Here is a 20220-nt window from a genome sequence, read left to right on the forward strand (position 1 = left end):
CTGCGCGGGGATGACGATTCAGGAAATCTTGACGCAACCCTTCACCATCCGGATCGCATGAGCGCCCTTCTCGACGACACCCTTCGACATCTCCGCGCACTGGTCAGCTTTGACACGCGCAATCCGCCGCGCGAAATCGGCACGGGCGGCATCTTCGACTACCTGCGCGACAACCTGCCGGGTTTCGACGTCACCGTGACCGACTACGGCGCGGGCGCCGTGACCTTGTATGCCGTGCGCGGTACGCCGAAGGTGTTGTTCAACGTGCATCTGGATACGGTGCCCGACTCGCCGCACTGGACGGCCAGCCCGCATGAGCTGCGCGTGACGGAAGACCGCGCCATCGGCCTGGGCGCATGCGACATCAAGGGCGCTGCAGCCGCACTGGTGGCAGTGGCGAACGTCACCAGCGGCGACATGGCGCTGCTGTTGTCCACCGATGAAGAGGCGAACGATCCGCGTTGCATCGCCGGCTTTCTCAAGGACAAGCCAGCGTACGACGCCATCATCGTGGCCGAACCGACCAAGGGTGAAGCCGTGCTCGCGCATCGCGGCATCCATTCGGTGCAGATGCGTTTCAAGGGCAGTGCGGGCCACGCGTCGGGTGAGCAGAAGCCCAGCGACAGCGCCGTGCACCAGGCCGTGCGCTGGGGCGCAGCGGCGCTCGACTATGTCGAGAAGCAGGCTCATGAGCGCTTTGGCGGGCTGACCGGTTTGCGCTTCAACATCGGTCGCGTCGATGGTGGCATTAAGGCCAACATGATCGCGCCGTCGGCGGAGGTGCGCTTCGGCTTCCGTCCGCTGCCGACCATGGCGCCGAACGAGCTGCTGCACACCTTCCGCACGCTGGTGGAACCGCAGCCGGTGGAGTTCGAGGAACTGTTCCGCGGCGATTCGCTGCCGGCCGGCGACACCGCCACCGCCGAAGCGCGCCGCCTCGCCGCACGCGACTTGGCCGACGAGCTGAACATCCCCATCGGCAACGCCGTGGACTTCTGGACGGAAGCGGCGCTGTTTTCCGCAGCCGGCTACATCAGCTTCGTCTACGGCCCCGGCGACATCGCGCAGGCGCATACCGCCGACGAGTGGGTCTCGCTCGAACAATTGCAGCACTACGCCGACACCATCTACCGCATCATCGATGAAAAGTGCGGCCAGGGAAGGCCGATTTTTGACTCTCGCGATCATGGATGAGCGCAAAGGATAATGATGGAAGCCCACAAGCACACCCGGAAAACCATCGTCCGCCTGCTTTCGAGCATGGGGAGCGCGAAGGAAATCCAGCAATACCTCAAGCGCTTCTCGCAGCTCGACGCCAAGCGCTTCGCCGTGGTGAAGGTCGGTGGCGCGGTGCTGCGCGACGATCTGCCGGCGCTCACCTCGTCGCTCACCTTCCTGCAGCAGGTGGGCCTGACGCCCATCGTGCTGCACGGCGCCGGCCCGCAGCTGGACGAAGAACTTTCGGCCGCCGGCATCGAGAAGCACACGGTGAACGGCTTGCGCGTGACCACGCCCAAGGCGCTGTCCATCGTGCGCAAGGTGTTCCAGGAGCAGAACCTGCGCCTTGTCGAAGCACTGCAGACCATGGATACGCGCGCCACGTCGGTGCCCTCGGGCGTGTTCACGGCCAGCTACCTGGACCGCGACACCTATGGCCTGGTCGGCAAGGTCAGCAGCATCAATCTTGCGCCCATCGAGGCCAGCCTGCGTGCGGGCTCCATTCCGGTGATCGCCAGCCTGGGCGAAACGGACGAGGGCCAGATCCTCAACGTCAACGCCGACTTCGCCGCCAACGAGCTGGTGCGCGTGTTGCAGCCGTACAAGATCGTGTTCCTCACCGGCACGGGTGGCCTGCTCGATGACCAGGGCAAGATCATCGACTCGATCAACCTCAGCACCGAGTTCGAACACCTGATGTCGCAGCCGTGGATCAACGGCGGCATGCGCCTGAAGATCGAGCAGATCGCCGACCTGCTGAACGATCTTCCGCTCACCTCGTCGGTGTCCATCACCAAGCCCTCGGAGCTGGCGAAGGAGCTGTTCACGCACAAGGGCTCGGGCACGCTGGTGCGCCGCGGCGAGAAGGTGAAGCGCTTCGAATCGTGGGAAGGCATCGACCTGGCGCGCATGCGCGAGCTGATCGAGTCCAGCTTCGGCCGCACGCTGGTGCCGGACTACTTCGAGCGCACCAAGCCGTTCCGCGTCTATGTGAGCGAGAACTATCGCACCGCGATGATCCTCACCATGGAAGATGGCCTGCCGTATCTCGACAAGTTTGCCGTGCTGGACGACGCGCAAGGCGAAGGCCTTGGCCGCGCCGTATGGCAGGTGATGCGCGAGGAGAACCCGCAGCTGTTCTGGCGCTCCCGCCACGGCAATACGGTGAATCATTTCTACTATGCCGAATCGGATGGCTGCCTCAAGCAGCCGCGCTGGAAAGTGTTCTGGTACGGACTTGAAGATTTCGACACGATTGCCCGCTGCGTCGCGCATTGCGCGCAGCGCCAGCCGACCCTGGTGGACTGAGACATGAGCACGACCAAACAACGCATCGGCATTGTCGGCGCACGCGGCCATACCGGCGCCGAACTCATCCGCCTGGTGGCAGCGCATCCGGCGCTGGAGTTGGCGTTTGTCTCTTCGCGTGAGCTGGATGGACAGCGTGTCGCCGACAACGTCGACGGCTTCACCGGCGAACTGCGCTATGCCAGCCTCGATGCCGACGCCGTGGCCGCCCAGCGGGCGGACGTCGTCGTGCTCGCGCTCCCCAATGGGAAGGCTGAGCCGTATGTCGAGGCGATCGATAAGGCCAAGCCCGAAACGATCATCGTCGACCTTTCCGCCGATTACCGCTTCAACGAAAAGTGGTACTACGGTCTGCCCGAACTCACCCGCCAGTTGTGGCGCGGCGAAAAGCGCATCAGCAATCCGGGCTGCTACGCCACGGCGATCCAGCTTTCCATCGCGCCGCTGAAGGATCTGTTGGCGGCGCCGCCGGTGAGCTTCGGTGTATCGGGTTATTCGGGGGCAGGCACCACGCCGTCGGACAAGAACAACCCGGAAAAGCTGCGCGACAACCTGATGCCGTATTCGCTCACCGGTCACACGCACGAGAAGGAAGCCAGCCGGCATCTCAACCTGCCAGTGGAATTCATGCCGCACGTGGCGCCGCACTTCCGCGGCCTCACCGTCACCACCAACCTCTACCTTGCCCGTCCCGTGAAGCGCGAGGAGATCGTCCAGCGCTTCAACGGCGCGTACGAGGGCGAGAAGCTGGTGCACGTCGTGGACGAGGCGCCGTGGGTCAGCCATATCGCGCACAAGCATCACGTCGATATCGGCGGGTTTGCGGTATCCAACGACGGCAAGCGCGTGGTTGTGGTGGCGACGCTGGACAACCTGTTGAAGGGTGCGGCGACGCAGGCGATGCAGAACATCAATCGCGCCATTGGCGTGGACGAGTACACCGCGATTCCCGTCTAGACGCGAGGAGTGAGTGAAGAGGAGTGAGTAGTGAGAGTGCCTGTTCTGGCCTTCTCTTTTCTCTCACTTCTAGATCCGTACTTCTCCAAGGATTTTCATATGACCCAACCCCTCTGGCAAAAATCCGACATCAAGATCGACGCGCGCATCATGGCGTTTCTCGCCGGCGACGACGTGCTGCTGGACCGCGAATTCTTCCTGCATGACATCACCGCCAGCAAGGCGCACGTGGAAGGCCTCGCCAATATCGGCGTGGTCAGCGCCGACGAAGCCGCCGCCCTCAAGCGCGAACTCGACACACTGGCCGATGATTTCCGTGCCGGCAGCTTCGTGCTCGACGACCGCTATGAAGATGGTCACTCGGCCATCGAGGCACGCCTTACCGAACGTCTTGGCGACGCAGGCCGCCGCGTGCACACGGGCCGCAGCCGCAACGACCAGATCCTGGTGGCCACGCGCCTGTGGCTGAAGGAACAGTTGGCCGCGCTCGAACAGCATTGCCGCGCCATCGCCCAGGTATGCCTTGATCGAGCGGCCCAGCCGGCCATTCCGCTGCCGGGCTATACGCATCTCCAGCGCGCAGTGGTGTCGTCCACCGGCATGTGGTTTGCGGGCTTCGCCGAAGGTTTCATCGACAACGCGCTGCGCGCGCAGCAGACCGCGTTGCTGATCGACGCCAATCCGCTGGGCACCGCAGCCGGCTACGGCGTGAACCTCAGGCTGGATCGAGAGCACACCACGCAGGCGCTTGGCTTTGCCCGCATGCAGGTATCGCCGATCTACGCGCAGCTCTCGCGCGGAAAGTTTGAAATGGCCGTACTGGAAGCGATCGCCGGCGCGCTGCTGGACGTTCGCCGACTGGCGTGGGATCTCTCGCTGTTCACCACGGCGGAATTCAACTTCGTGAAGCTGCCGTCCGAATACACGACCGGCAGCTCCATCATGCCGAACAAGCGCAACCCGGACGTGGTCGAACTGCTGCGTGCCAGCTACGCTAGCGTGGCGGCGGCGCGCACCGAGATCGAGCAATTGCTTTCGTTGCCTTCCGGCTACCAGCGTGACCTGCAGTTCTCCAAGGGTTCGCTGTTCCACGGCTGCCGTCATGGTCTGGCGGCATTGGAGCTGGTGCCCGACCTGCTGGCCCGCATGGCGTGGAACGAACCGGCCATGCGTGCGGCCATCGAGCCGGCCATGTACGCCACCGACGTGGCCATCGAGCAGGCGGCGGCGGGCGTACCATTCCGCGACGCGTATCGCGCGGCAGCCGATGCCGCGGCGTCGGCAGGCGAGGGACGCACGCCCGAGGGCAGCCTGGCGGCCCGCGTGTCGCCTGGTTCCGGCAATGATTTGCGCCTGGATCTATTGCGCGACAGACTCAGCCATCTGGACGGCTAAACGGAGACCGGCATGGGGACCGTCAGTAAGCGTAGTGCCGAACCTTGCCAGCGCGGCCACGATGGCGATCTCCGCATGCTGATGTTTTTTTCGACCCGTCATCACGTGGATCGCGCCGAAGCACTACAGGGCGCCCGCGTATGACGGAAGGGCAGCGCTCGCATCTCGCCCCTGCGCAGGCGCTGCCCCTCTGGCGACGTGCCGTGCTGAAGGTGGGCAGCAACCTACTGGCTGCCGACGGCGGCGGTTTGACGCCGCGCTATGCCACCGCCCTCGCGCACTTCATGCAGGCGAGCCACGAGGCCGGCAGGCAAGTGGTGCTGGTGTCGTCCGGTGCGGTAGCAGCAGGGCGTGCGCAGTTGCGCGCCCATGCGCCCGGTGGCGGCGACCTTGCGGCACGCCAGGCGCTGGCGGCACTGGGTCAGGCGCCGATGATCGCGTTATGGCAGTCGCTGGTTCCTCGCCCCGTGGCGCAGGTGCTGCTGACCCATGACGACCTGCGCAATCGACGCCGCTACCTCAATGCACGCGCCACGTTGCGCGAGTTGTTGCTGCTGGGCGTGTTGCCGGTGGTGAACGAGAACGACACGGTGGCCGTCGACGAGTTGAAGCTCGGCGACAACGACAACCTCGCAGCCATCGTCGCGGCCTTGGTCGATGCCGATGTGCTGCTGATCGCTTCCGACATCGACGCGCTCTATACCGCCGACCCGCGCCGCGATCCGAACGCCGTTCCGATCGGTCGCGTGGAATCGTTGACCGCCGAGGTGCTGGCCATGGCCGGCGGCAGCGGCAGCGCCGTTGGTACGGGTGGCATGCGCACCAAGCTGGAGGCGGCGTCCAAGGCCGCTGCGGCGGGCATTCCCACGGCACTGTTCAGCGGAAGGAATGATGTGGCCGTCAGTGCCCTCGTGCAGGGCGAACTGCACGGCACGTTCTTCGCGGTAGCCCGCACCCGCATGCAGGCGCGCAAATACTGGCTTCGTCATGCACCGGCGGCCCCGGGACACATCGAGGTGGATGCAGGTGCCGTGCGCGCGCTTGCCAGCGGCAAAGCCTCGTTGTTGCCCGGTGGCGTGCTCACCGTCAGTGGTGAATTCCATCGCGGCGACCTGGTGGAAATCATCGAGGGATCGGGCCGTCCGGTGGCGCGCGGCATCAGCCAGTACGGCGCTGGTGAAGTGAAGCGCCTGGCCGGACGCCACAGCCGCGACATCGACGCGGTGCTGGGTTACAGCTACGGCGCCGAGATCGTGCATCGCGATGATCTGGCCACCATGGCCGACATCGAGGCCATCGGAGATATCGACGCATGAGCGACATCCGTTCGTTGGCGCTGGCCTGTCGCGATGCCGTGCCGCTGCTGGCCACGCTCGATACCTCGGCCAAGCGTGCGTTGCTTCGCGATATGGCCGATTCCCTGCAACGGCGTGTCAACAACGTACTCGCCGCGAACGCCCGTGACATGCAGGAAGCGAAAGACAAGGGCGTGCAGGGCGCCATGCTGGATCGTCTGCGACTGGATGATGCCCGAGTGGCTTCCATCGCCCAAGCTTTGCGCGAGGTGGCTGGGCTGCCCGATCCTGTCGGCGTCGTCACCCGGAGCGAAACGCTCGCCAATGGTGTGCTGGTGGAACGCGTGCGCATTCCGCTCGGCGTGGTGGCGATGATCTACGAAGCGCGCCCCAACGTGACTGCCGATGCCGCGGCACTGTGCCTGATGGCGGGCAATGCGGTGATGCTGCGCGGCGGGTCGGAGGCCATTCATTCCAATCGCGCCATTGCTGCGGCGCTCCATGAGGCACTGCGCGCGCACGGCTTGCCCGAGGCAGCCGTCACGTTGGTGGAGGATCTCAGCCGCGAGGCCATGGTGGCCTTGCTGCAATTGAGCGACATCATCGATCTGGCCATTCCGCGTGGTGGGGAAGGGTTGATCCGCTTCGTGACGGAACATGCGCGCGTGCCGGTGATCAAGCACTACAAGGGTGTGTGCCATCTGTATGTGGATCGCGCCGCCGACCTGGGCTTGGCGTTGAATCTGCTGATCGACGGCAAGACGTCGCGCCCAGGCGTCTGCAACGCGTTGGAAACGCTACTGGTTCATCGCGACGTGGCGGCGAGCTTCCTGCCGCGAGCTGCTGCGGCGCTCGGCGAGCGTGGCGTGGCGTTGCGCGGCGACGAGGCAACGCGGGCGCTGGTGCCCGAAGCAAGCGCCGCCGACGAAGACGACTACGCCGCCGAGTTCCTCGACCTGATCATCGCCATTCGCGTGGTGGATAGCGTCGAAGACGCCATCGCACACATCCGCCGCTACGGCTCCGATCACACCGAGGTCATCGCCACCAGCGATGAGTTGACGGCGCAGCGATTCGTGCAGTCGCTGCGGTCAGCGGTGGTGATGGTCAACGCCTCATCGCGGTTTTCCGACGGCGGCCAGCTGGGGCTGGGTGCGGAGATCGGCATTTCCACCACGCGCCTGCATGCCTACGGGCCCATGGGTGCGGAATCGCTCACCATCGAGCGCTTCGTGGTGCGTGGAGCAGGGCAGGTGCGCCACCCGGAAAGTCGCCTGGATTAAGGGGCACCTGCAACACGAGCGTGATTATTTGGCGGGCGGTATCGGGTGATGGTCGTAACTCATCACGCGCGTGAGCTGCCACTGGCCGTTCTGGTAGCGCCAGATGTGGAAGAACTTGCCCATGCCTTCGCACTTGCCTGTGTCGATCTGGCAGAACTTGTGCGTGCCGATCTCGATGGCGCCGTAATCCTTGATCGGATACACCTCGATGTTGCCCACCCGTTCGCGGCGCACCTTGTGGCAGATGTTGCGACGCGTGGCCTCCACCACGGCGTCGCGCGAGGTCATCAGCCCGCCCTTGTCGTGATAGAACTCCACGTCGGTACTGAAGTATTCGCCGAAGGTCTTCAGGTCGCAGTGGTTGTAGGCGTCGAACACCTTGGTGTCGAGCGACGCAATGGTACGGGTCAATTCATCGCCGCTTGGAATGGCGGCAGGTGTTTCGGCATGTGCCAGGCAAGCGGCGAACGGCAGGGCGATCAGGCAGGTCAGTCGGGCAAGCAGTGCGTTGCGCATGGCCATTCCTTGTCTTGGGTGCGTCCATCATGGGGCAAGCCTGCCCGTTGCGCACGCGTCGCCCGGCGGATGGACGTCCATTCAAGACGCTTGGCGCGACCGTGGCCGTTTCGACATCACGGCCTTGAGCTGATCCAGCAGCATGGCGACCGGGGCTTCCAAGCGCGGCGGCAATGCGCGGTGGATGAGCCAGGCAATCATGTCCATCTGGAAGTCGGTGACGGTGACGAGTTTCAGCTGGCTGCGATAACTGCTGGCGGCAAGCAGGTCGGGCGTGATGACGCCGATGCCGGCACCGCGCGCCACCAAGGAAAGCTGAAGATCGGCGCCGAAGGCCTCCACGCCTACGTTGCAGGGCAGGCCGCGTTCTTCCATGGCTCGCCGCAATGTGGAACGCATGCCGCAACCGTTCTGGCTGAGCACCCACGGGAACGCAGCGAGATCCTTGAGCGTGGCCCGCGCGCGCAGGCCCAGCGAAGGCGCGGCCACGATGCGCAGGGGTTGCCGATCGAACGCGTGCGAGGTCATGTTCACCGGCGGCGGCGTGTGTTCGGAGAGCACCACCGCCGCCGCATCAAGCAGGCCGCTTTCAACCTGCTCCACCAACCCGAGCGACCACGCCGCAAGAATGCGCAGCGCGAGGTTTGGATAGCGCGAGCGCAGCGCGTCGATGGGCGTGGTGAGCGCGCGGTCGGCCAGGAACGGCGGCATGCCCAGACGCAATTCGCCGCCCGGCTCGATATCGGTACGCGCAAAGGCCAGCAGATCGGCTTCCGCGTGCAGCAGGTCGCGGCCCTTCTGGTAGATCTCGCGCCCCGCGGCGGTGGGGCGCAACGGCTTGGACTGCCGGTCCAGCAGCTCCACGCCCAGCAAGGCCTCCAGGCTTTGCACGCGACGTGTCACGCCCGGCTGGGTGAGATGCAGCTGCGTCGCGGCCTGCACGATGGAGCCCGTGTCCACCACGGCAATGAAGGCCCTCACATCTCGCGTATTCATGATTCCATCGTCCGGCATGTCATGCGAGGTACGCATGAAAACTATGATGATTATTCACTGTCATCATGATGATCGGCTATTTAGCATCGCTGGCCTACCGATTGGCAAGGCCTACCCATGCGCTATCCCTCCCGCCACCGCATCGACGCCGTCGCTGACGAGGTGCAGGCCGAGCTGACCACGCCGCTGACGCTGCTGTTCGCGTTTGCCGTGGGCGTGATCATCATCAACCTCACCGCCGCGCAGCCGCTGGCGGGCCCGGTGGCTCGCGCCATGCACCTGCCGTCGTCGCTCACGGGCCTGGTGGCGATGCTGCCGCAGCTGGGTTACGCCGTGGGCATGCTTTTCGTGGTGCCGCTGGCCGACCTGTTCGAAAACCGGCGCCTGACCACCATCACGTTGCTCGCCTGTGCGCTGGCGCTGTGCGCGGCGTCGGTGGCGCAACAGGCATGGTGGTTGTTGCTTGCGGTGTGCGTGGCGGGTGCGACCTCGTGCGCGATCCAGATCCTGGTGCCGCTGGCGGCGGCCATGGCCAAGCCGGAGCATCGCGGCAGCGCCGTAGGCAATGTCATGAGCGGCGTGATGCTGGGCATCCTGCTGTCGCGTCCGTTCGCCAGCCTGGTCGAAGGAACGTGGGGATGGCGCGCCTGTTACGGGTTGCTCGGCGTATTCGATGCGTTGCTCGCCGTGATGTTGTGGTTTGCCTTGCCGCGTCGGCAGCCGCCGGTGCACACGTCTTATCGTGGATTGATCGCGTCGCTGTGGACGCTATGGCGCGATGAACCCGTGCTGCGTCGCTACGCCATTTCGGCAGCCATCGTGATGGCGGCGTTCAGTGCCTTCTGGACTGGCGTTGCGCTGCGTCTGGTGCAGGCGCCGTTTTCGTTGGATAGCCGCAGCCTGGCCTGGTTCGCGCTCGCCGGTGTGGCCGGTACGGTGGTGGCGCCATTGGCGGGAAGGGCAGGCGATCGTGGCTACAGCGTGGTGGGCATGCCTATCGCGCATGTGGTGGCGACGCTGGGCTTCGTGCTGGCGGGCGTGGCTGGCGCGGGCTGGTTCGGCCTCGACATCGCGCGGCATTCGCACGTGGCGCTGGGCTTGCTTGTAGCGGCCGCCATCGTGATCGATGCCGGCGCGGTTGGCGACCAGACACTGGGACGGCGCGCGATCAACATGCTCGATCCGGCCGCGCGCAGCCGACTCAACGGACTCTTCGTCGGCGTGTTCTTCATCGGCGGTGGCGCGGGCGCCGTGGCGGCCGGTAGTGCATGGGCTGCCGCGGGGTGGACGGGCGTATGCGCCGTCGGTCTTGCGCTCTGCGGACTCGCCTTCGTGGTGGATGCAATGGCGCGGCGCGGTGTGAACCGCGCCGTTTGATCAGCCGCGTTGCGCCCAGCGCCGCGTAGCTTCCACGAAGGCCACGCAGTCGGCGTAGCGGTTGTACAGCGGCGTGGGCGAAATACGGATGACGTCGGGCTCGCGCCAGTCGCCGATGACGCCGTGTTCCACCAGGTCGTCGAACAGCGCGCGGCCACGCTCGCGGCCGCCAAGCACGCGAATGGAGAGCTGCGAACCGCGACGCGCGGGATCGCTCGGCGTCACCACTTCCAGCACGTCGCCCAGCTGCGTTTGCACCAGCCATTCCAGATAGCTGGTGAGGCGTAGCGATTTCTCGCGCAGCTTGGACATGCCGGCACGACGGAAGATCTCCAGCGACACGCGCAGCGGCGCGAGCGCGAGAATCGGCGGATTGCTGAGCTGCCAGCCGTCCGCGCCATACGTGGGCACGAATTGCGGACCCATCTGGAAGCGGCTGGTCTTATCGTGGCCCCACCAGCCCGCGAAGCGCGGCAGCGTGGTGCGTGCATGGCGCTCATGCACGAAGGCGCCACCCACCGCGCCCGGACCGCTGTTGAGGTACTTGTAGCTGCACCAGATGGCGAAGTCCGCGCCCACGTCATGCAGTTGCAGCGGCAGATTGCCCACCGCGTGCGCCAGGTCGAAACCCACCATGCAGCCGTGGCGACTGGCCAGTCGCGTGATGGCGGCCAGGTCGAATGCCTGGCCCGTGCGGTACTGCACGCCCGGCAACATCACCAGCGCAATGCGCGAACCGTGTTCGGCCAGCACGCGTTCGACGGCTTCCATCGAGATCGTGCCGTTCGCTTCGTCACCCTGCAGTTCGATCAGCGACGTGGCCGGGTCGTAGCCGTGGAAGCGCACCTGCGATTCCACGGCGTAGCGATCGGTGGGGAACGAACCGGCTTCGATCAGGATGGCGTGACGCTCCGGCGTGGGGCGATAGAAGCTCACCATCATCAGGTGCAGGTTCACGCCCAGCGTATTCATCGCCACCACTTCGGATGGCTGCGCGCCCACCACGGTGGCGAGGTCGTCGCGCACGAACTCGTGGTAATCCATCCATGGCAGGTCGCCGCGGAAGTGGCCTTCCACCGCCTGGTCCGCCCACGAATCGAGTTCGGCGCTCAAGGCTGGCCGCACTGCGCGCGGCTGCAAACCCAGCGAGTTGCCGCAGAAGTAATGGACGTCGCGACCCTCGTGCTTCGGGATCAGGAATTCATCGCGAAAGCCGCGCAGCGGATCGGCGGCATCCTGGGACTGCGCCCAGGCGAGGGTGGCTTCGAACGGAGCGGACATCGGGAATCTCTTGCAGAAGCGTCGTGCCCGCAGCGGGGCACGACGTGGATGACGACTTACTTCAGGCGCGCGGCGATGGCATCGCAGCCCTTGTCGAAGGAGGTACGCCACGCGGCGCCGGCCTGGCCCTGTGCCGGACGCACGCAACGCAACTGGATGGCGTGGTTGTCCTTGAACCAGTAACGCTCGCTGTAGCTGTATGGCGCGCCGTTTTCCTGCGCCGTGTAAACGAAGTTGTCCGGCGCGCCGCCGCTGGCGGCCTGGTAGCCGGTAAGCGCCTTGGCCTTGCCCATGGCGCCGGAAACATATTGCTGGAACTCGCCGGCACTGCCCACCTGCTTCACCGTGATGGTGACGCGGGCCAGGCTGCTGCTGCCGCTGGGCGAGGGGTCGGGTACCTGGAACACGCGTACCTCAGGGTCGCCCTGCGTTTCCATGATGCCCATCCACTGGTCGGGCGTGCTGAAGGTGACGCTGCCGCCGGCCATGCTGACGTCGGCGGCGTGCGCGGCTCCGGTCAGCGCCAGGGCGGCGGCGATGATCATGTTGCGGAAGACGCTCATGCCTTTTCCTGTGCAAGGGTGTGAGGTTCGAAACGGTTGAGCGGCAGCCCCAGCCATTCCAGGGCGGTGCCATGGAAGAGCCGCGCGCGGGCCACGTCGTCGAGCCCGAGTGACTCGATGCCGCTGCCAGGATGCTGTTCCCCCAGCGGGAAAGGATAGTCGGTCCCCAGCATCACGCGCTCGACCCCTGTCACATCCAGGAGATAGCGCAGGGCGGCCGGGTCGTGCACGCAGGAGTCGAAATACAGGCGCTGCAGGTACTCGCGCGGGTTGCGCGGGTTGTCGGTGGCCACCAGGTCCGGGCGCATGCGGAAGCCGTGTTCGATGCGGCCGATGGTCCACGGGAAGCTGCCGCCGCCGTGCGCCAGCATCACGCGCAGCTTGGGCAGGCGTTCCAGCACGCCGCCGAACACCAGGCAGCACGCGGCGCGCGATTGCTCGGCCGGCATGCCCACCAGCCAGGGCAGCCAGTACTTGGGCATGGAAGCCGTGCCCATCATGTCCCACGGGTGGACCATCACCGCTGCGCCCAGATCCGCCGCCGCTTCGAAGAACGGAAACAGCTCGGGGGCATCGAGGTTCCAGTCGTTGCAGTGCGAACCGACCTGCACGCCCTGCAGGCCGAGTTCGTCGATGCAGCGTTCCAGTTCGCGGATGGCCAGATCGGGCGACTGCAACGGCACCGTGCCGATGCCGGCGTAGTGGCGCGGGTAGTCGTTGCAGATGCGCGCCGTCTCGTCGTTCAGATGGCGGTGCAGCTCCAGCGCCTGGTAGCCCGGCGCCCAGTACGAGAAAAGCACCGGCACGGTGGACACCACCTGCACGCTCACATCGAAGCGCGCGTAGTCGTCGATGCGCTGTTGCGGGTCGAACGCCGAGTCCCACACCTCCCTGAAGAACTTGCCGTCCTTGTAGATGCGATGGCGCCCGTCGTTGTGGATCATCACGGGAAAACGCTCGTCGCCGAACTTGGCGGCAAGGTTGGGCCAGTCGCGCGGGAGGATATGGGCGTGCGTGTCGATTTTGAGCATGCCCCGAGTGTAAGTCAGGGGCGGGGTGCCGTCTCGGCGCGGTGCAGCGTAAACCGGCGCCGCTGGCCGCCTGGCTCAGCTATGGCGAGATTCCCCCGGCCGACCCATGAACCGGCGCCACGCCGAACGTGCATCCCGCAACGTTTTACCGGCATCATGGCGGGCGCAACGGCGTCCGTTTGCCATGGGAGGCAACATGAAGTTCCTGGTCATGATCTACAACGACGACACCCTGCTCGAGGCCCTGCCGCCGGGTGAGTTCGACACGATGATGCACGGCTGCTTCGTGCACGCCGACGAATTGCGTGCCGAGGGCTGCCTGCTCGACTCCATGCAGCTCGAATCGCCCGCGCAGGCCAAGTCGCTGCGCATGCGCGACAACAAGATGAGCGTGATGGACGGTCCTTTCGCGGAAGCCAAGGAATACCTCGGCGGCTTCAACCTGATAGAAGCGGCCGACATGGACGAGGCCGTGCGCATCGCTGCGGAATTTCCGTGGGCACGTACCGGCCGCATCGAAGTACGCGCCGTGCGCGACATCGACGCCGTGCGTCGCAGTGTCGGCGCCTGACCCTCGCTGAACCCTTCAGGCCGTTGCCGCGGACTTGCTGTGGCTGCGGCCGGTGATGTGGGCCAGCGTGTTCACATTGTCCACCAGGCGGTCGCTGATGCGCGTGAGCAGTTCGGCGGCCTGGCGGTCCTCGGCCATGTTGAGCAGCGTCGCCAGGGTGCGTTGCAGGCCGCGCAGGTCGGGCAACTGTTCCGGCGTGCGTTGCGCGCGCAACGCGGCGGCGATTTGATGCATGGCCGTGGCGGAGTGATCCACGAACGCGCACATTTCCGCCGTCTCGGGCAGGTCGTGGTGGTCGTCGATAAGCGCTTCCAGGGTCATGGCCGTGCGCGCCAGGCGATTGCTGTTGGCGAACAGCGCATTGGCCAGTTCCAGCAGCGTGGCCGGCGTGGCCGGTTCGGCGCGCATGCGATCGAGTGAAGCCTGTGCGTTGCTGCGTGCCGTGCGCGCGGCGGTGCGTGCCTCACGGCGGCCGTCGCGGCGTTCGGGATGGGCCAGCGCGCTGAGGTAATCGGCGTAGGCGTCGAGCATGTCCGATAGCGCCACGCGTGCACGCGCACGTTCCCAGGTGGGCCACAGCACATAGGCGATCAAGGCCATGCCGCTGCCCAGCGCGGTGTTGATCACGCGATCGAGCACCGCGTCGCTGGAGTTCACGCCCTCGAACGACAGCAGGATCACCACCGTGCCGGTGAGCGCCGCTACCGCCACGCCATAGTGCGCGGTGGCCAGATAGCGAAAGCCCATGCACAGCACCGCCATCAACGCGAGGTGCGCCCACGCATCGTGCGGCGTGAAGTGCAGCAAGGCGGTGGTGAGCACCAGGCCCAGGATGGTGCCGACGACGCGCAGCAGGCCGAAGTTGAAGGTGGCGGCGAAATCCGGACGCAGCACGATGGCCGCCGTCATCGGCAGCCAGTAGCCATGGGGAAGGCCAAGCTCGCGCGACACGAACAACGTGGCGGTGAGCGTGACCGCGCTGCGCACGGCATGGCGGAACGCCACCGAATGCGGCGTGAGGTTGGCGCGCAGCGTGGCGCGCGTCGAGCTGCTGCGCAGCGCCGCCGGCAGGGGCGTTTCCGCGTCCGCTGCGCGCAATTCACCGCGGCTGCCTGCCCAGTTCGCATTACGTACCGCAGCGGCCAACTGGCCGGACAGCGCGTGGATGTGCGTGGCCAGACCGTCGGCATTGCCGCCATCGCCGAGCAAGGCGTTCTCGCTCGCCTGCAATGTCTGCAAGGCGTGTTCCGCCTGCTGCGGCGACTCGGCCGCTTCCAGTGCATCCGCGATGGCGGCCAGCACGCGCGCCGCGTCGCCGCGGAACATCGCATGGATGGTGGGGTTGGCGCGCAGCTCCGCCATGGCGGTGAGTTCGAGGCGGATGCGCTCGGCCAGTTCCAGCAGCACGCCGAAGGCTTCCATCGCACGACCGCGTGCGTGATGCCGCCCCAGCAGCGTGTGTTGCAGCGTGGTCATGGCATCGGTGAGCGCGGGCACGTCGGCGTCGTCGTGTTCCTGCTGGCGCGCGAGCGTCGACAGGCCGCGATACACCGCCGCCAGCGCATGCCGCTCGGGTCGATAGCGTTGCAGCGGCCACGCCGCCACCGAGAACAGCGTCAGCAGGAGTCCGCCGGCGAAGATCAGCGCGGAAGCGCCCAGCGCTTCGTTCAAGGGACGCGGCGTGGCGGCGGTGACCACCAGCAGGATCATGCTGGTCATGCCCACGCGGGCCATGTCGGGACCGAACACCACCAGCAGCCCGCCGAAGAAACCGAACGCCGCCGTGGCGAACAGTATGGGAATCAGCTGGTCGCCAATCAGGAAGCCAATCAGCGACGCCAGGCCCGCGGCGAGCGAGGCCAGCAGCAGGCGCGTCATGCGCTGGCGATACGGACCGGGCTGGTCCGAGAACATGGTATCCAGCGCGCCGGCGCCAATGCCCAGGCCAATGCCGGGATGGCCGGTGGCGATGCCAATGCCAAGCGGCAGGATGACCGCCGCGGTGTTGCGCAAGACCACGCGCACCGGTACGTCCGGCCGCTTGGCGGTGAGCAGGCTGTCGACGACCGTGGCGCGCAGCGAATAACCCGTCGAGGACATGACGCGCAAAGCTCCTTGGCAATACGGTGATTCTGCCTCAGTCCGCCTGAAGCGAATGCGACGGCACGACGCTCAGCCGCCGGATGGCGTGGTGCCGCCCGTCGCACCCAGCTGCCGCGACAGCGCAAACAGGATGCGTAGGTCCTGGTCGTCCAGCGTGTCGCCGTCCATGCCGCGGAAGTGGTGGTGGAACGAGCGCACGGTGGCCGAGCGGTCGTCCAGCGGATAGCCGATCAGGCCGAGTGCCGACCACGGATCGAACCCCGGCGGCGGATCGACCAGCGCCACGCGCGGCCACAGGCCGAAGCCGGCCTGCGCCAGTTGCTGCCACGGGAAGCGCGGGCCGGGATCGTCCTTGCGTCCGGGCGCGAGGTCTTCGTGGCCGATGATCTGCGTGCGCGGAATGCGGAAGCGATCGGTGAGGTCGGCGAGCAGGCGCAGCAGGCTGTCGATCTGCACCTGCGTAAAGGGCGAGTCGCCATCGTTGTCCAGCTCGATGCCGATGGAAGCGGAGTTCACGTCGGTGATCGTGCCCCAGTGTCCCGCGCCCGCATGCCACGCGCGTTCGCTGTCGGCCACCAACTGGTAGATGCGGCCATCGTTGCCGACCAGGTAATGCGAACTCACCGGCCCGCCGCTATTGGCCGTGCGCAGCGTGTGGAGGGCCTGTTCGGCGGAATGCTCGTTGGTGAAGTGAATGACGATGAGCACCGGACGGCGCGCGTCGAAGTTGGGCGAAGGCACCCATTGCGCGATGGGGTTGTGCACCGGCGCCGGCGCGCACGCGGAAAGCGCCAGTACGAGCAGCAGCGGCGTCAGCAGGTGGCGAGCACGAAAGAAACGAGCATGCGGGGCGTGGGGACGCGACACGGCATTCATTCCTGATAATAGAAGCGGTAGCTCAACAAGTTGCCTGATTTTCTCGACTATGTCGCTCTGTCGTACAAAGTGAAGAAAGCACGTTTCGCGGTTTCTTCACCGAATGGGGAGACAAGGATTGCGCTGCGTGCTCCCACACTATATCGAGATCGATCCAGAGAATCTCCGGGGTGGGCCGGAGCAGGCGTGAGCTCGAGGGTCACTGGATCCGCACTGGGCGAGCTCAGATAACCAGGAACGTCGGAGATCGGTCCACCAATGAATGCAGAGCGGTGTTCAATCCTGCCGCCCGCGTTTTCATTAGCTTGGGTACGCCCATGGGTCGGGTCTTGAGGCGCTATGGCCCTGGGCGCGGCACTTCGGTGAGTGCGCTTTAGCGATCATCTACTGAATATCGTCGCCTGCGGCGCGCTGAGCAGGTGCCGAGGAAAGAGGCGCATGTGAGGGCGCATTCTTCATTCCGAAGACGAGACGAAGCACTGGAAACCTCCGTATGCATCCCTCGTAGATCACAACGCATGCACTCATGCTGAGCATCAGGATGACGAAGTACTTCGTCCACGGCGCCCACGAACACTGGATGATGTAGTACCCGATCGCCACGATTACCGTCTGGTGCAGGATGTAAAAGGGATAGCTGGCCTCTCTCGCCCAAACGAGCAACGGGTTCACGAAGGAAAGGTAGCGATAGCCATAGCCCAGAAACACCATCATCCAGAGCCATGTGAAGATGTTGGCTCCGATCCCATCGGCCGCCGATCCGCGAGCGATCACGCCGGTGTTGAACAGCGAGATCAGCAGCGCGAAAGACGCGATCCCTGCGATAAGCGACCATCGTCGAACGTCGGAAAGCCATTTCCAAACGCCGGTCATGGAAGCCATCACGTATCCATAGGCAGTCAGAAGCAGATAGTGATTGAAGATGTACCAATCGCCGACGAGGGCATGGGTTTCCGGGAACAACGGCTTCAGCAGCGCTTCGTTGATGCCAAGGGGAACCCCGAGCAGGCATAGCCATATCCCTGGCACCAGACGCGGCGTATCTCGTTTCCACCACAGCATGGCGGGTAGTAGCAATAGGACGTACAGGTAGAGATACAGGATGAACCACAGGTGATGCCAACTGAAGTCACCCGTCGAGTAGGGGATGAAATTCAGCACTCGTTTTGCATAGAACGCCTGATAGCTACCGAACCATTGCCCCCTGAGCAGTCGTTCGTAGTAGATCTGCGGTGGCACGATAAGGAACATGCCGACGATAAGGGGCAGGAGCAGCTTGATCGTTCGTTCCTTCAGGAATCTTCCGGCGCTGCGTCGTTGCAGCGCGAACCACATGCCCGCGCCAGCAATGACGAACAGCAACGGCATGCGCAGACGGTGGGCAATATCCATCGGCCATTCCAGGGAGGGAATGGTCTGACTGTTGACGATATGCCAGCCCCAGCCGACGAAGATCATTCCCGTGTGAAAGAAGAACAGCACGAAGATGGCGATAACACGCAACCAGTCCAGAAAGTCGTAGCGCTCACGCGCTCCGTCAGCAGCAAGCATGACTCAAGTCTCCTATCTCGTTGACAGGAAGAGCGTGATCGATCGGCGGTCGACTGGCAGCTGATTTGGGGTGGAACGGGACGTCGCCGTGGTGAGGCGGACGTTAGCGCCCCATGCGGGCGAACAAAGCTTCTCGATATCGTCGGCTGAGCCGGAGAATGCGGCCGTTGCGAAGATGGACTTCGTAGTCACCCTTGAAGAGTGAGGTGAGCGAAGCGATACAACTCAGGTTCACTGCTATCGACCTGTGTATTCTCATGAAGCGCAGTTCGCCCAGTTGGGATAGCAGATCCTGCAATGTCCTGCGCAAGAGATAAGTGCGCACAGCGGTGTGTACGTGGACATAGTTGCCGTCAGCTTCAAGCCATTCGATCGATGCAGAGTCGATCAGCTGAAGTCGTTCGTGATCCGGCACGAGCAGGCGCTCGCAGGAGACATCCCGCGACCTCCCAATGGCTACTGCTTTGGCCCCGGACTCATGGGAATGCAGTCTCTCCCGCACACGTTGCACCGTGCGCGCGAATCGATCGCTGTCGTAAGGCTTGAGCAGATAATCGATTGCATTGAGGTCGAATGCTTTCACCGCGTGCTCGTCATAGGCGGTGACGAACACGATCAGCGGCGCACGCGATAGTTCAAGCTGTGCCGCAACCTGTAGCCCGGACAATGCCGGCATCTGGACATCGAGAAAGGCCACTTCCGGGCGGAGTCGTTCGATGCATTGAGCCGCGGACAATCCGTCTTCGGCCGATCCGACCACTTTCATGTCCGGTTGCTCCGCCACCCAGCGTTCGAGCTTTTCGCGGGCGGGTGCCTCGTCGTCGGCAATCACGGCGCGGATCATGGAGTGGTGCCCGCCAGTGGTATGGAAACGCGCGCAGCAACGCCATCGCCTTCCTCATGGACAATCAGGGACGCCGCGTTGCCGTAGACGATGCGCAGTCGGTCCCGGCAGTTGCGCAGTCCCACCCCATCATGATGTCCCGGTGTCAACAGGGAGCCCGAGTTGCTCACGACGATTTCCAGATTCCTGTCTTCACATCGTGCACCGATGTTGATGCGTACACGCGCCACCGTACGTTCGACGCCGTGCTTGAACACATTTTCCAGCAGGGGCTGCAGCAATAAAGCGGGAATGGGAATGTCGAGGAGCGCCGGGTCGACCTGCCATGTCAGCGCTACACGATCCCGGAACCGTTCGCGCATGATGTCTGCATATAGCTCAAGCGTGCGGAGTTCCTGAGCGAGCGACGTCATTTCTCCTTCGCTGGACCGAAGACTGATACGCAGCAAATCGCCAAGCGCCGCCACCAGGCGATCGGCTCGTGCGACGTCGGTATGCATCAGGGCCGATACAGTGTTGAGCGCATTGAACAAGAAATGCGGCCGTAGCTGTCCCTGCAGGTGTGCAAGTTGCGCCGAGGCCAGCGCCCTCTGCATTTCCAGCAAGCGTTGCTGCTGGCGCTGCCATTGCCCATGGGAGTCGATGCCAAACAGGATGCCGAGCCACAATCCTACGAAAATCGTCAGTTTGACGCTCTCATACACGGCGACGAAGCCCCAGCTTGGGTGCTCGTAGGCACGGCCAACGAAGGCGTAAACGCCATGTCGTATGGAGTAAGCCCCCGCGATCCACGTGATGATGATCACTGGCAGCCATCGCAGATAGGTGCCGAACCAGACCAAAGGCCTGTCCAGATACAGCGCATGGCGCTTGCGAATTCGTACAGCGAGCAACAGCCATCCTGTCGCCACCAGTGCGGAACTTCCTTCCCACAAGACAGGCTCCCACCAGCGGGTGAGCGGATTGCGGAAATTCTCCTGGGACGAGACGCTGATCATGAGTAGCCAGAATACGACCCATAGCACGGCCAGGGATCTCGGAGAAAACTTCACGCC

Annotated in this window: 18 protein-coding genes; 8 read left to right on the forward strand and 10 right to left on the reverse strand. The window is 64.6% G+C overall.

Translation table 11 applies throughout. The annotated features are described in order from the left end of the window. The first annotated feature begins 57 nt into the window (after window positions 1-57). The 6 genes from ABIC75_RS20985 to ABIC75_RS21010 all read left to right on the forward strand — a co-directional run bounded on the left by ABIC75_RS20985 (window position 58) and on the right by ABIC75_RS21010 (window position 7456). A complete protein-coding gene (locus tag ABIC75_RS20985; RefSeq protein ID WP_354015843.1) occupies window positions 58-1194 on the forward strand; it encodes an acetylornithine deacetylase in 1137 nt (378 codons plus the stop codon). 15 nt (window positions 1195-1209) lie between these two features. Next, entirely contained in the window at window positions 1210-2526 is a 1317-nt protein-coding gene (locus ABIC75_RS20990) for an acetylglutamate kinase (RefSeq protein ID WP_354015844.1), read from the forward strand. 3 nt (window positions 2527-2529) lie between these two features. Then, window positions 2530-3483 carry an N-acetyl-gamma-glutamyl-phosphate reductase gene (gene argC / locus ABIC75_RS20995; RefSeq protein WP_354015845.1) on the forward strand — a complete coding sequence of 318 codons (954 nt, stop codon included), beginning with the start codon at window positions 2530-2532 and terminating at the stop codon, window positions 3481-3483. A gap of 99 nt (window positions 3484-3582) precedes the next feature. Further along, window positions 3583-4878 carry an argininosuccinate lyase gene (gene argH / locus ABIC75_RS21000; RefSeq protein WP_354015846.1) on the forward strand — a complete coding sequence of 432 codons (1296 nt, stop codon included), beginning with the start codon at window positions 3583-3585 and terminating at the stop codon, window positions 4876-4878. Window positions 4879-5018: 140 nt separating this feature from the next. Next, a complete protein-coding gene (gene proB, locus ABIC75_RS21005) occupies window positions 5019-6194 on the forward strand; it encodes a glutamate 5-kinase (protein ID WP_354015847.1) in 1176 nt (391 codons plus the stop codon). Further along, window positions 6191-7456, forward strand: a complete 1266-nt coding sequence (locus ABIC75_RS21010; protein ID WP_354015848.1) for a glutamate-5-semialdehyde dehydrogenase — start codon at window positions 6191-6193, stop codon at window positions 7454-7456. Before proB ends, ABIC75_RS21010 begins: the two co-directional genes overlap by 4 nt. 24 nt (window positions 7457-7480) lie before the next feature. On the opposite strand, the gene ABIC75_RS21015 is transcribed toward ABIC75_RS21010, so the two are convergent. After that, window positions 7481-7972 (reverse strand): nuclear transport factor 2 family protein, encoded by a 492-nt coding sequence (locus tag ABIC75_RS21015; protein ID WP_354015849.1) that lies wholly within the window; start codon window positions 7970-7972, stop codon window positions 7481-7483. An 81-nt stretch (window positions 7973-8053) separates the two neighbouring features. Next, on the reverse strand, window positions 8054-8968 hold the full coding sequence (locus ABIC75_RS21020; protein WP_354015850.1) for a LysR family transcriptional regulator: 915 nt from the start codon (window positions 8966-8968) through the stop codon (window positions 8054-8056). Between the two features lie 117 nt (window positions 8969-9085). Here ABIC75_RS21020 and ABIC75_RS21025 point away from each other — a divergent pair, with 117 nt between their 5' ends. Further along, complete coding sequence (locus ABIC75_RS21025; protein WP_354015851.1) at window positions 9086-10345, forward strand: MFS transporter; 1260 nt, start codon at window positions 9086-9088, stop codon at window positions 10343-10345. Here the strand turns inward: ABIC75_RS21025 and kynU are convergent, their stop codons facing one another. The 3 genes from kynU to ABIC75_RS21040 are packed head-to-tail and all read right to left on the reverse strand — an operon-like array spanning window position 10346 to window position 13220. Continuing rightward, complete coding sequence (kynU, locus tag ABIC75_RS21030) at window positions 10346-11626, reverse strand: kynureninase (protein ID WP_354015852.1); 1281 nt, start codon at window positions 11624-11626, stop codon at window positions 10346-10348. Between the two features lie 56 nt (window positions 11627-11682). Then, window positions 11683-12189 (reverse strand): hypothetical protein, encoded by a 507-nt coding sequence (locus ABIC75_RS21035; RefSeq protein WP_354015853.1) that lies wholly within the window; start codon window positions 12187-12189, stop codon window positions 11683-11685. Then, entirely contained in the window at window positions 12186-13220 is a 1035-nt protein-coding gene (locus tag ABIC75_RS21040) for an amidohydrolase family protein (protein WP_354015854.1), read from the reverse strand. The genes ABIC75_RS21035 and ABIC75_RS21040 overlap by 4 nt, the downstream gene beginning before the upstream one ends. A 196-nt stretch (window positions 13221-13416) precedes the next feature. On the opposite strand from ABIC75_RS21040, the gene ABIC75_RS21045 reads away from it, so the two are divergent. Next, the gene (locus ABIC75_RS21045; RefSeq protein WP_354015855.1) at window positions 13417-13791 is read left to right on the forward strand and encodes a YciI family protein; all 375 of its coding nucleotides are present in this window, start codon (window positions 13417-13419) and stop codon (window positions 13789-13791) included. A 15-nt stretch (window positions 13792-13806) separates the two neighbouring features. Here ABIC75_RS21045 and ABIC75_RS21050 read toward each other — a convergent pair whose 3' ends face one another. The 5 genes from ABIC75_RS21050 to ABIC75_RS21070 all read right to left on the reverse strand — a co-directional run bounded on the left by ABIC75_RS21050 (window position 13807) and on the right by ABIC75_RS21070 (window position 20163). Continuing rightward, window positions 13807-15891 (reverse strand): FUSC family protein, encoded by a 2085-nt coding sequence (locus ABIC75_RS21050; RefSeq protein ID WP_354015856.1) that lies wholly within the window; start codon window positions 15889-15891, stop codon window positions 13807-13809. Window positions 15892-15963: 72 nt separating this feature from the next. After that, window positions 15964-16761, reverse strand: coding sequence for an N-acetylmuramoyl-L-alanine amidase (locus ABIC75_RS21055; RefSeq protein ID WP_354015857.1), 798 nt, complete (start codon window positions 16759-16761; stop codon window positions 15964-15966). 393 nt (window positions 16762-17154) lie between these two features. Then, complete coding sequence (locus ABIC75_RS21060) at window positions 17155-18321, reverse strand: acyltransferase family protein (protein WP_354015858.1); 1167 nt, start codon at window positions 18319-18321, stop codon at window positions 17155-17157. 103 nt (window positions 18322-18424) lie between these two features. Next, the gene (locus ABIC75_RS21065; protein WP_354015859.1) at window positions 18425-19165 is read right to left on the reverse strand and encodes a LytR/AlgR family response regulator transcription factor; all 741 of its coding nucleotides are present in this window, start codon (window positions 19163-19165) and stop codon (window positions 18425-18427) included. Continuing rightward, a complete protein-coding gene (locus ABIC75_RS21070; protein WP_354015860.1) occupies window positions 19162-20163 on the reverse strand; it encodes a sensor histidine kinase in 1002 nt (333 codons plus the stop codon). The genes ABIC75_RS21065 and ABIC75_RS21070 overlap by 4 nt, the downstream gene beginning before the upstream one ends. Window positions 20164-20220 lie beyond the last annotated feature (57 nt).

The sequence above is a fragment of the Dyella japonica genome (assembly GCF_040545895.1).
Lineage (GTDB): Bacteria > Pseudomonadota > Gammaproteobacteria > Xanthomonadales > Rhodanobacteraceae > Dyella > Dyella japonica_D.

Coding starts and splice junctions, on each gene's coding strand:
- ABIC75_RS20985 (WP_354015843.1), top strand. CDS start 58: ATGAGCGCCCTTCTCGACGACACCCTTCGACATCTCCGCGCACTGGTC.
- ABIC75_RS20990 (WP_354015844.1), top strand. CDS start 1,210: ATGGAAGCCCACAAGCACACCCGGAAAACCATCGTCCGCCTGCTTTCG.
- argC (WP_354015845.1), top strand. CDS start 2,530: ATGAGCACGACCAAACAACGCATCGGCATTGTCGGCGCACGCGGCCAT.
- argH (WP_354015846.1), top strand. CDS start 3,583: ATGACCCAACCCCTCTGGCAAAAATCCGACATCAAGATCGACGCGCGC.
- proB (WP_354015847.1), top strand. CDS start 5,019: ATGACGGAAGGGCAGCGCTCGCATCTCGCCCCTGCGCAGGCGCTGCCC.
- ABIC75_RS21010 (WP_354015848.1), top strand. CDS start 6,191: ATGAGCGACATCCGTTCGTTGGCGCTGGCCTGTCGCGATGCCGTGCCG.
- ABIC75_RS21015 (WP_354015849.1), bottom strand. CDS start 7,972: ATGCGCAACGCACTGCTTGCCCGACTGACCTGCCTGATCGCCCTGCCG.
- ABIC75_RS21020 (WP_354015850.1), bottom strand. CDS start 8,968: ATGAATACGCGAGATGTGAGGGCCTTCATTGCCGTGGTGGACACGGGC.
- ABIC75_RS21025 (WP_354015851.1), top strand. CDS start 9,086: ATGCGCTATCCCTCCCGCCACCGCATCGACGCCGTCGCTGACGAGGTG.
- kynU (WP_354015852.1), bottom strand. CDS start 11,626: ATGTCCGCTCCGTTCGAAGCCACCCTCGCCTGGGCGCAGTCCCAGGAT.
- ABIC75_RS21035 (WP_354015853.1), bottom strand. CDS start 12,189: ATGAGCGTCTTCCGCAACATGATCATCGCCGCCGCCCTGGCGCTGACC.
- ABIC75_RS21040 (WP_354015854.1), bottom strand. CDS start 13,220: ATGCTCAAAATCGACACGCACGCCCATATCCTCCCGCGCGACTGGCCC.
- ABIC75_RS21045 (WP_354015855.1), top strand. CDS start 13,417: ATGAAGTTCCTGGTCATGATCTACAACGACGACACCCTGCTCGAGGCC.
- ABIC75_RS21050 (WP_354015856.1), bottom strand. CDS start 15,891: ATGTCCTCGACGGGTTATTCGCTGCGCGCCACGGTCGTCGACAGCCTG.
- ABIC75_RS21060 (WP_354015858.1), bottom strand. CDS start 18,321: ATGCTTGCTGCTGACGGAGCGCGTGAGCGCTACGACTTTCTGGACTGG.
- ABIC75_RS21065 (WP_354015859.1), bottom strand. CDS start 19,165: ATGATCCGCGCCGTGATTGCCGACGACGAGGCACCCGCCCGCGAAAAG.
- ABIC75_RS21070 (WP_354015860.1), bottom strand. CDS start 20,163: ATGATCAGCGTCTCGTCCCAGGAGAATTTCCGCAATCCGCTCACCCGC.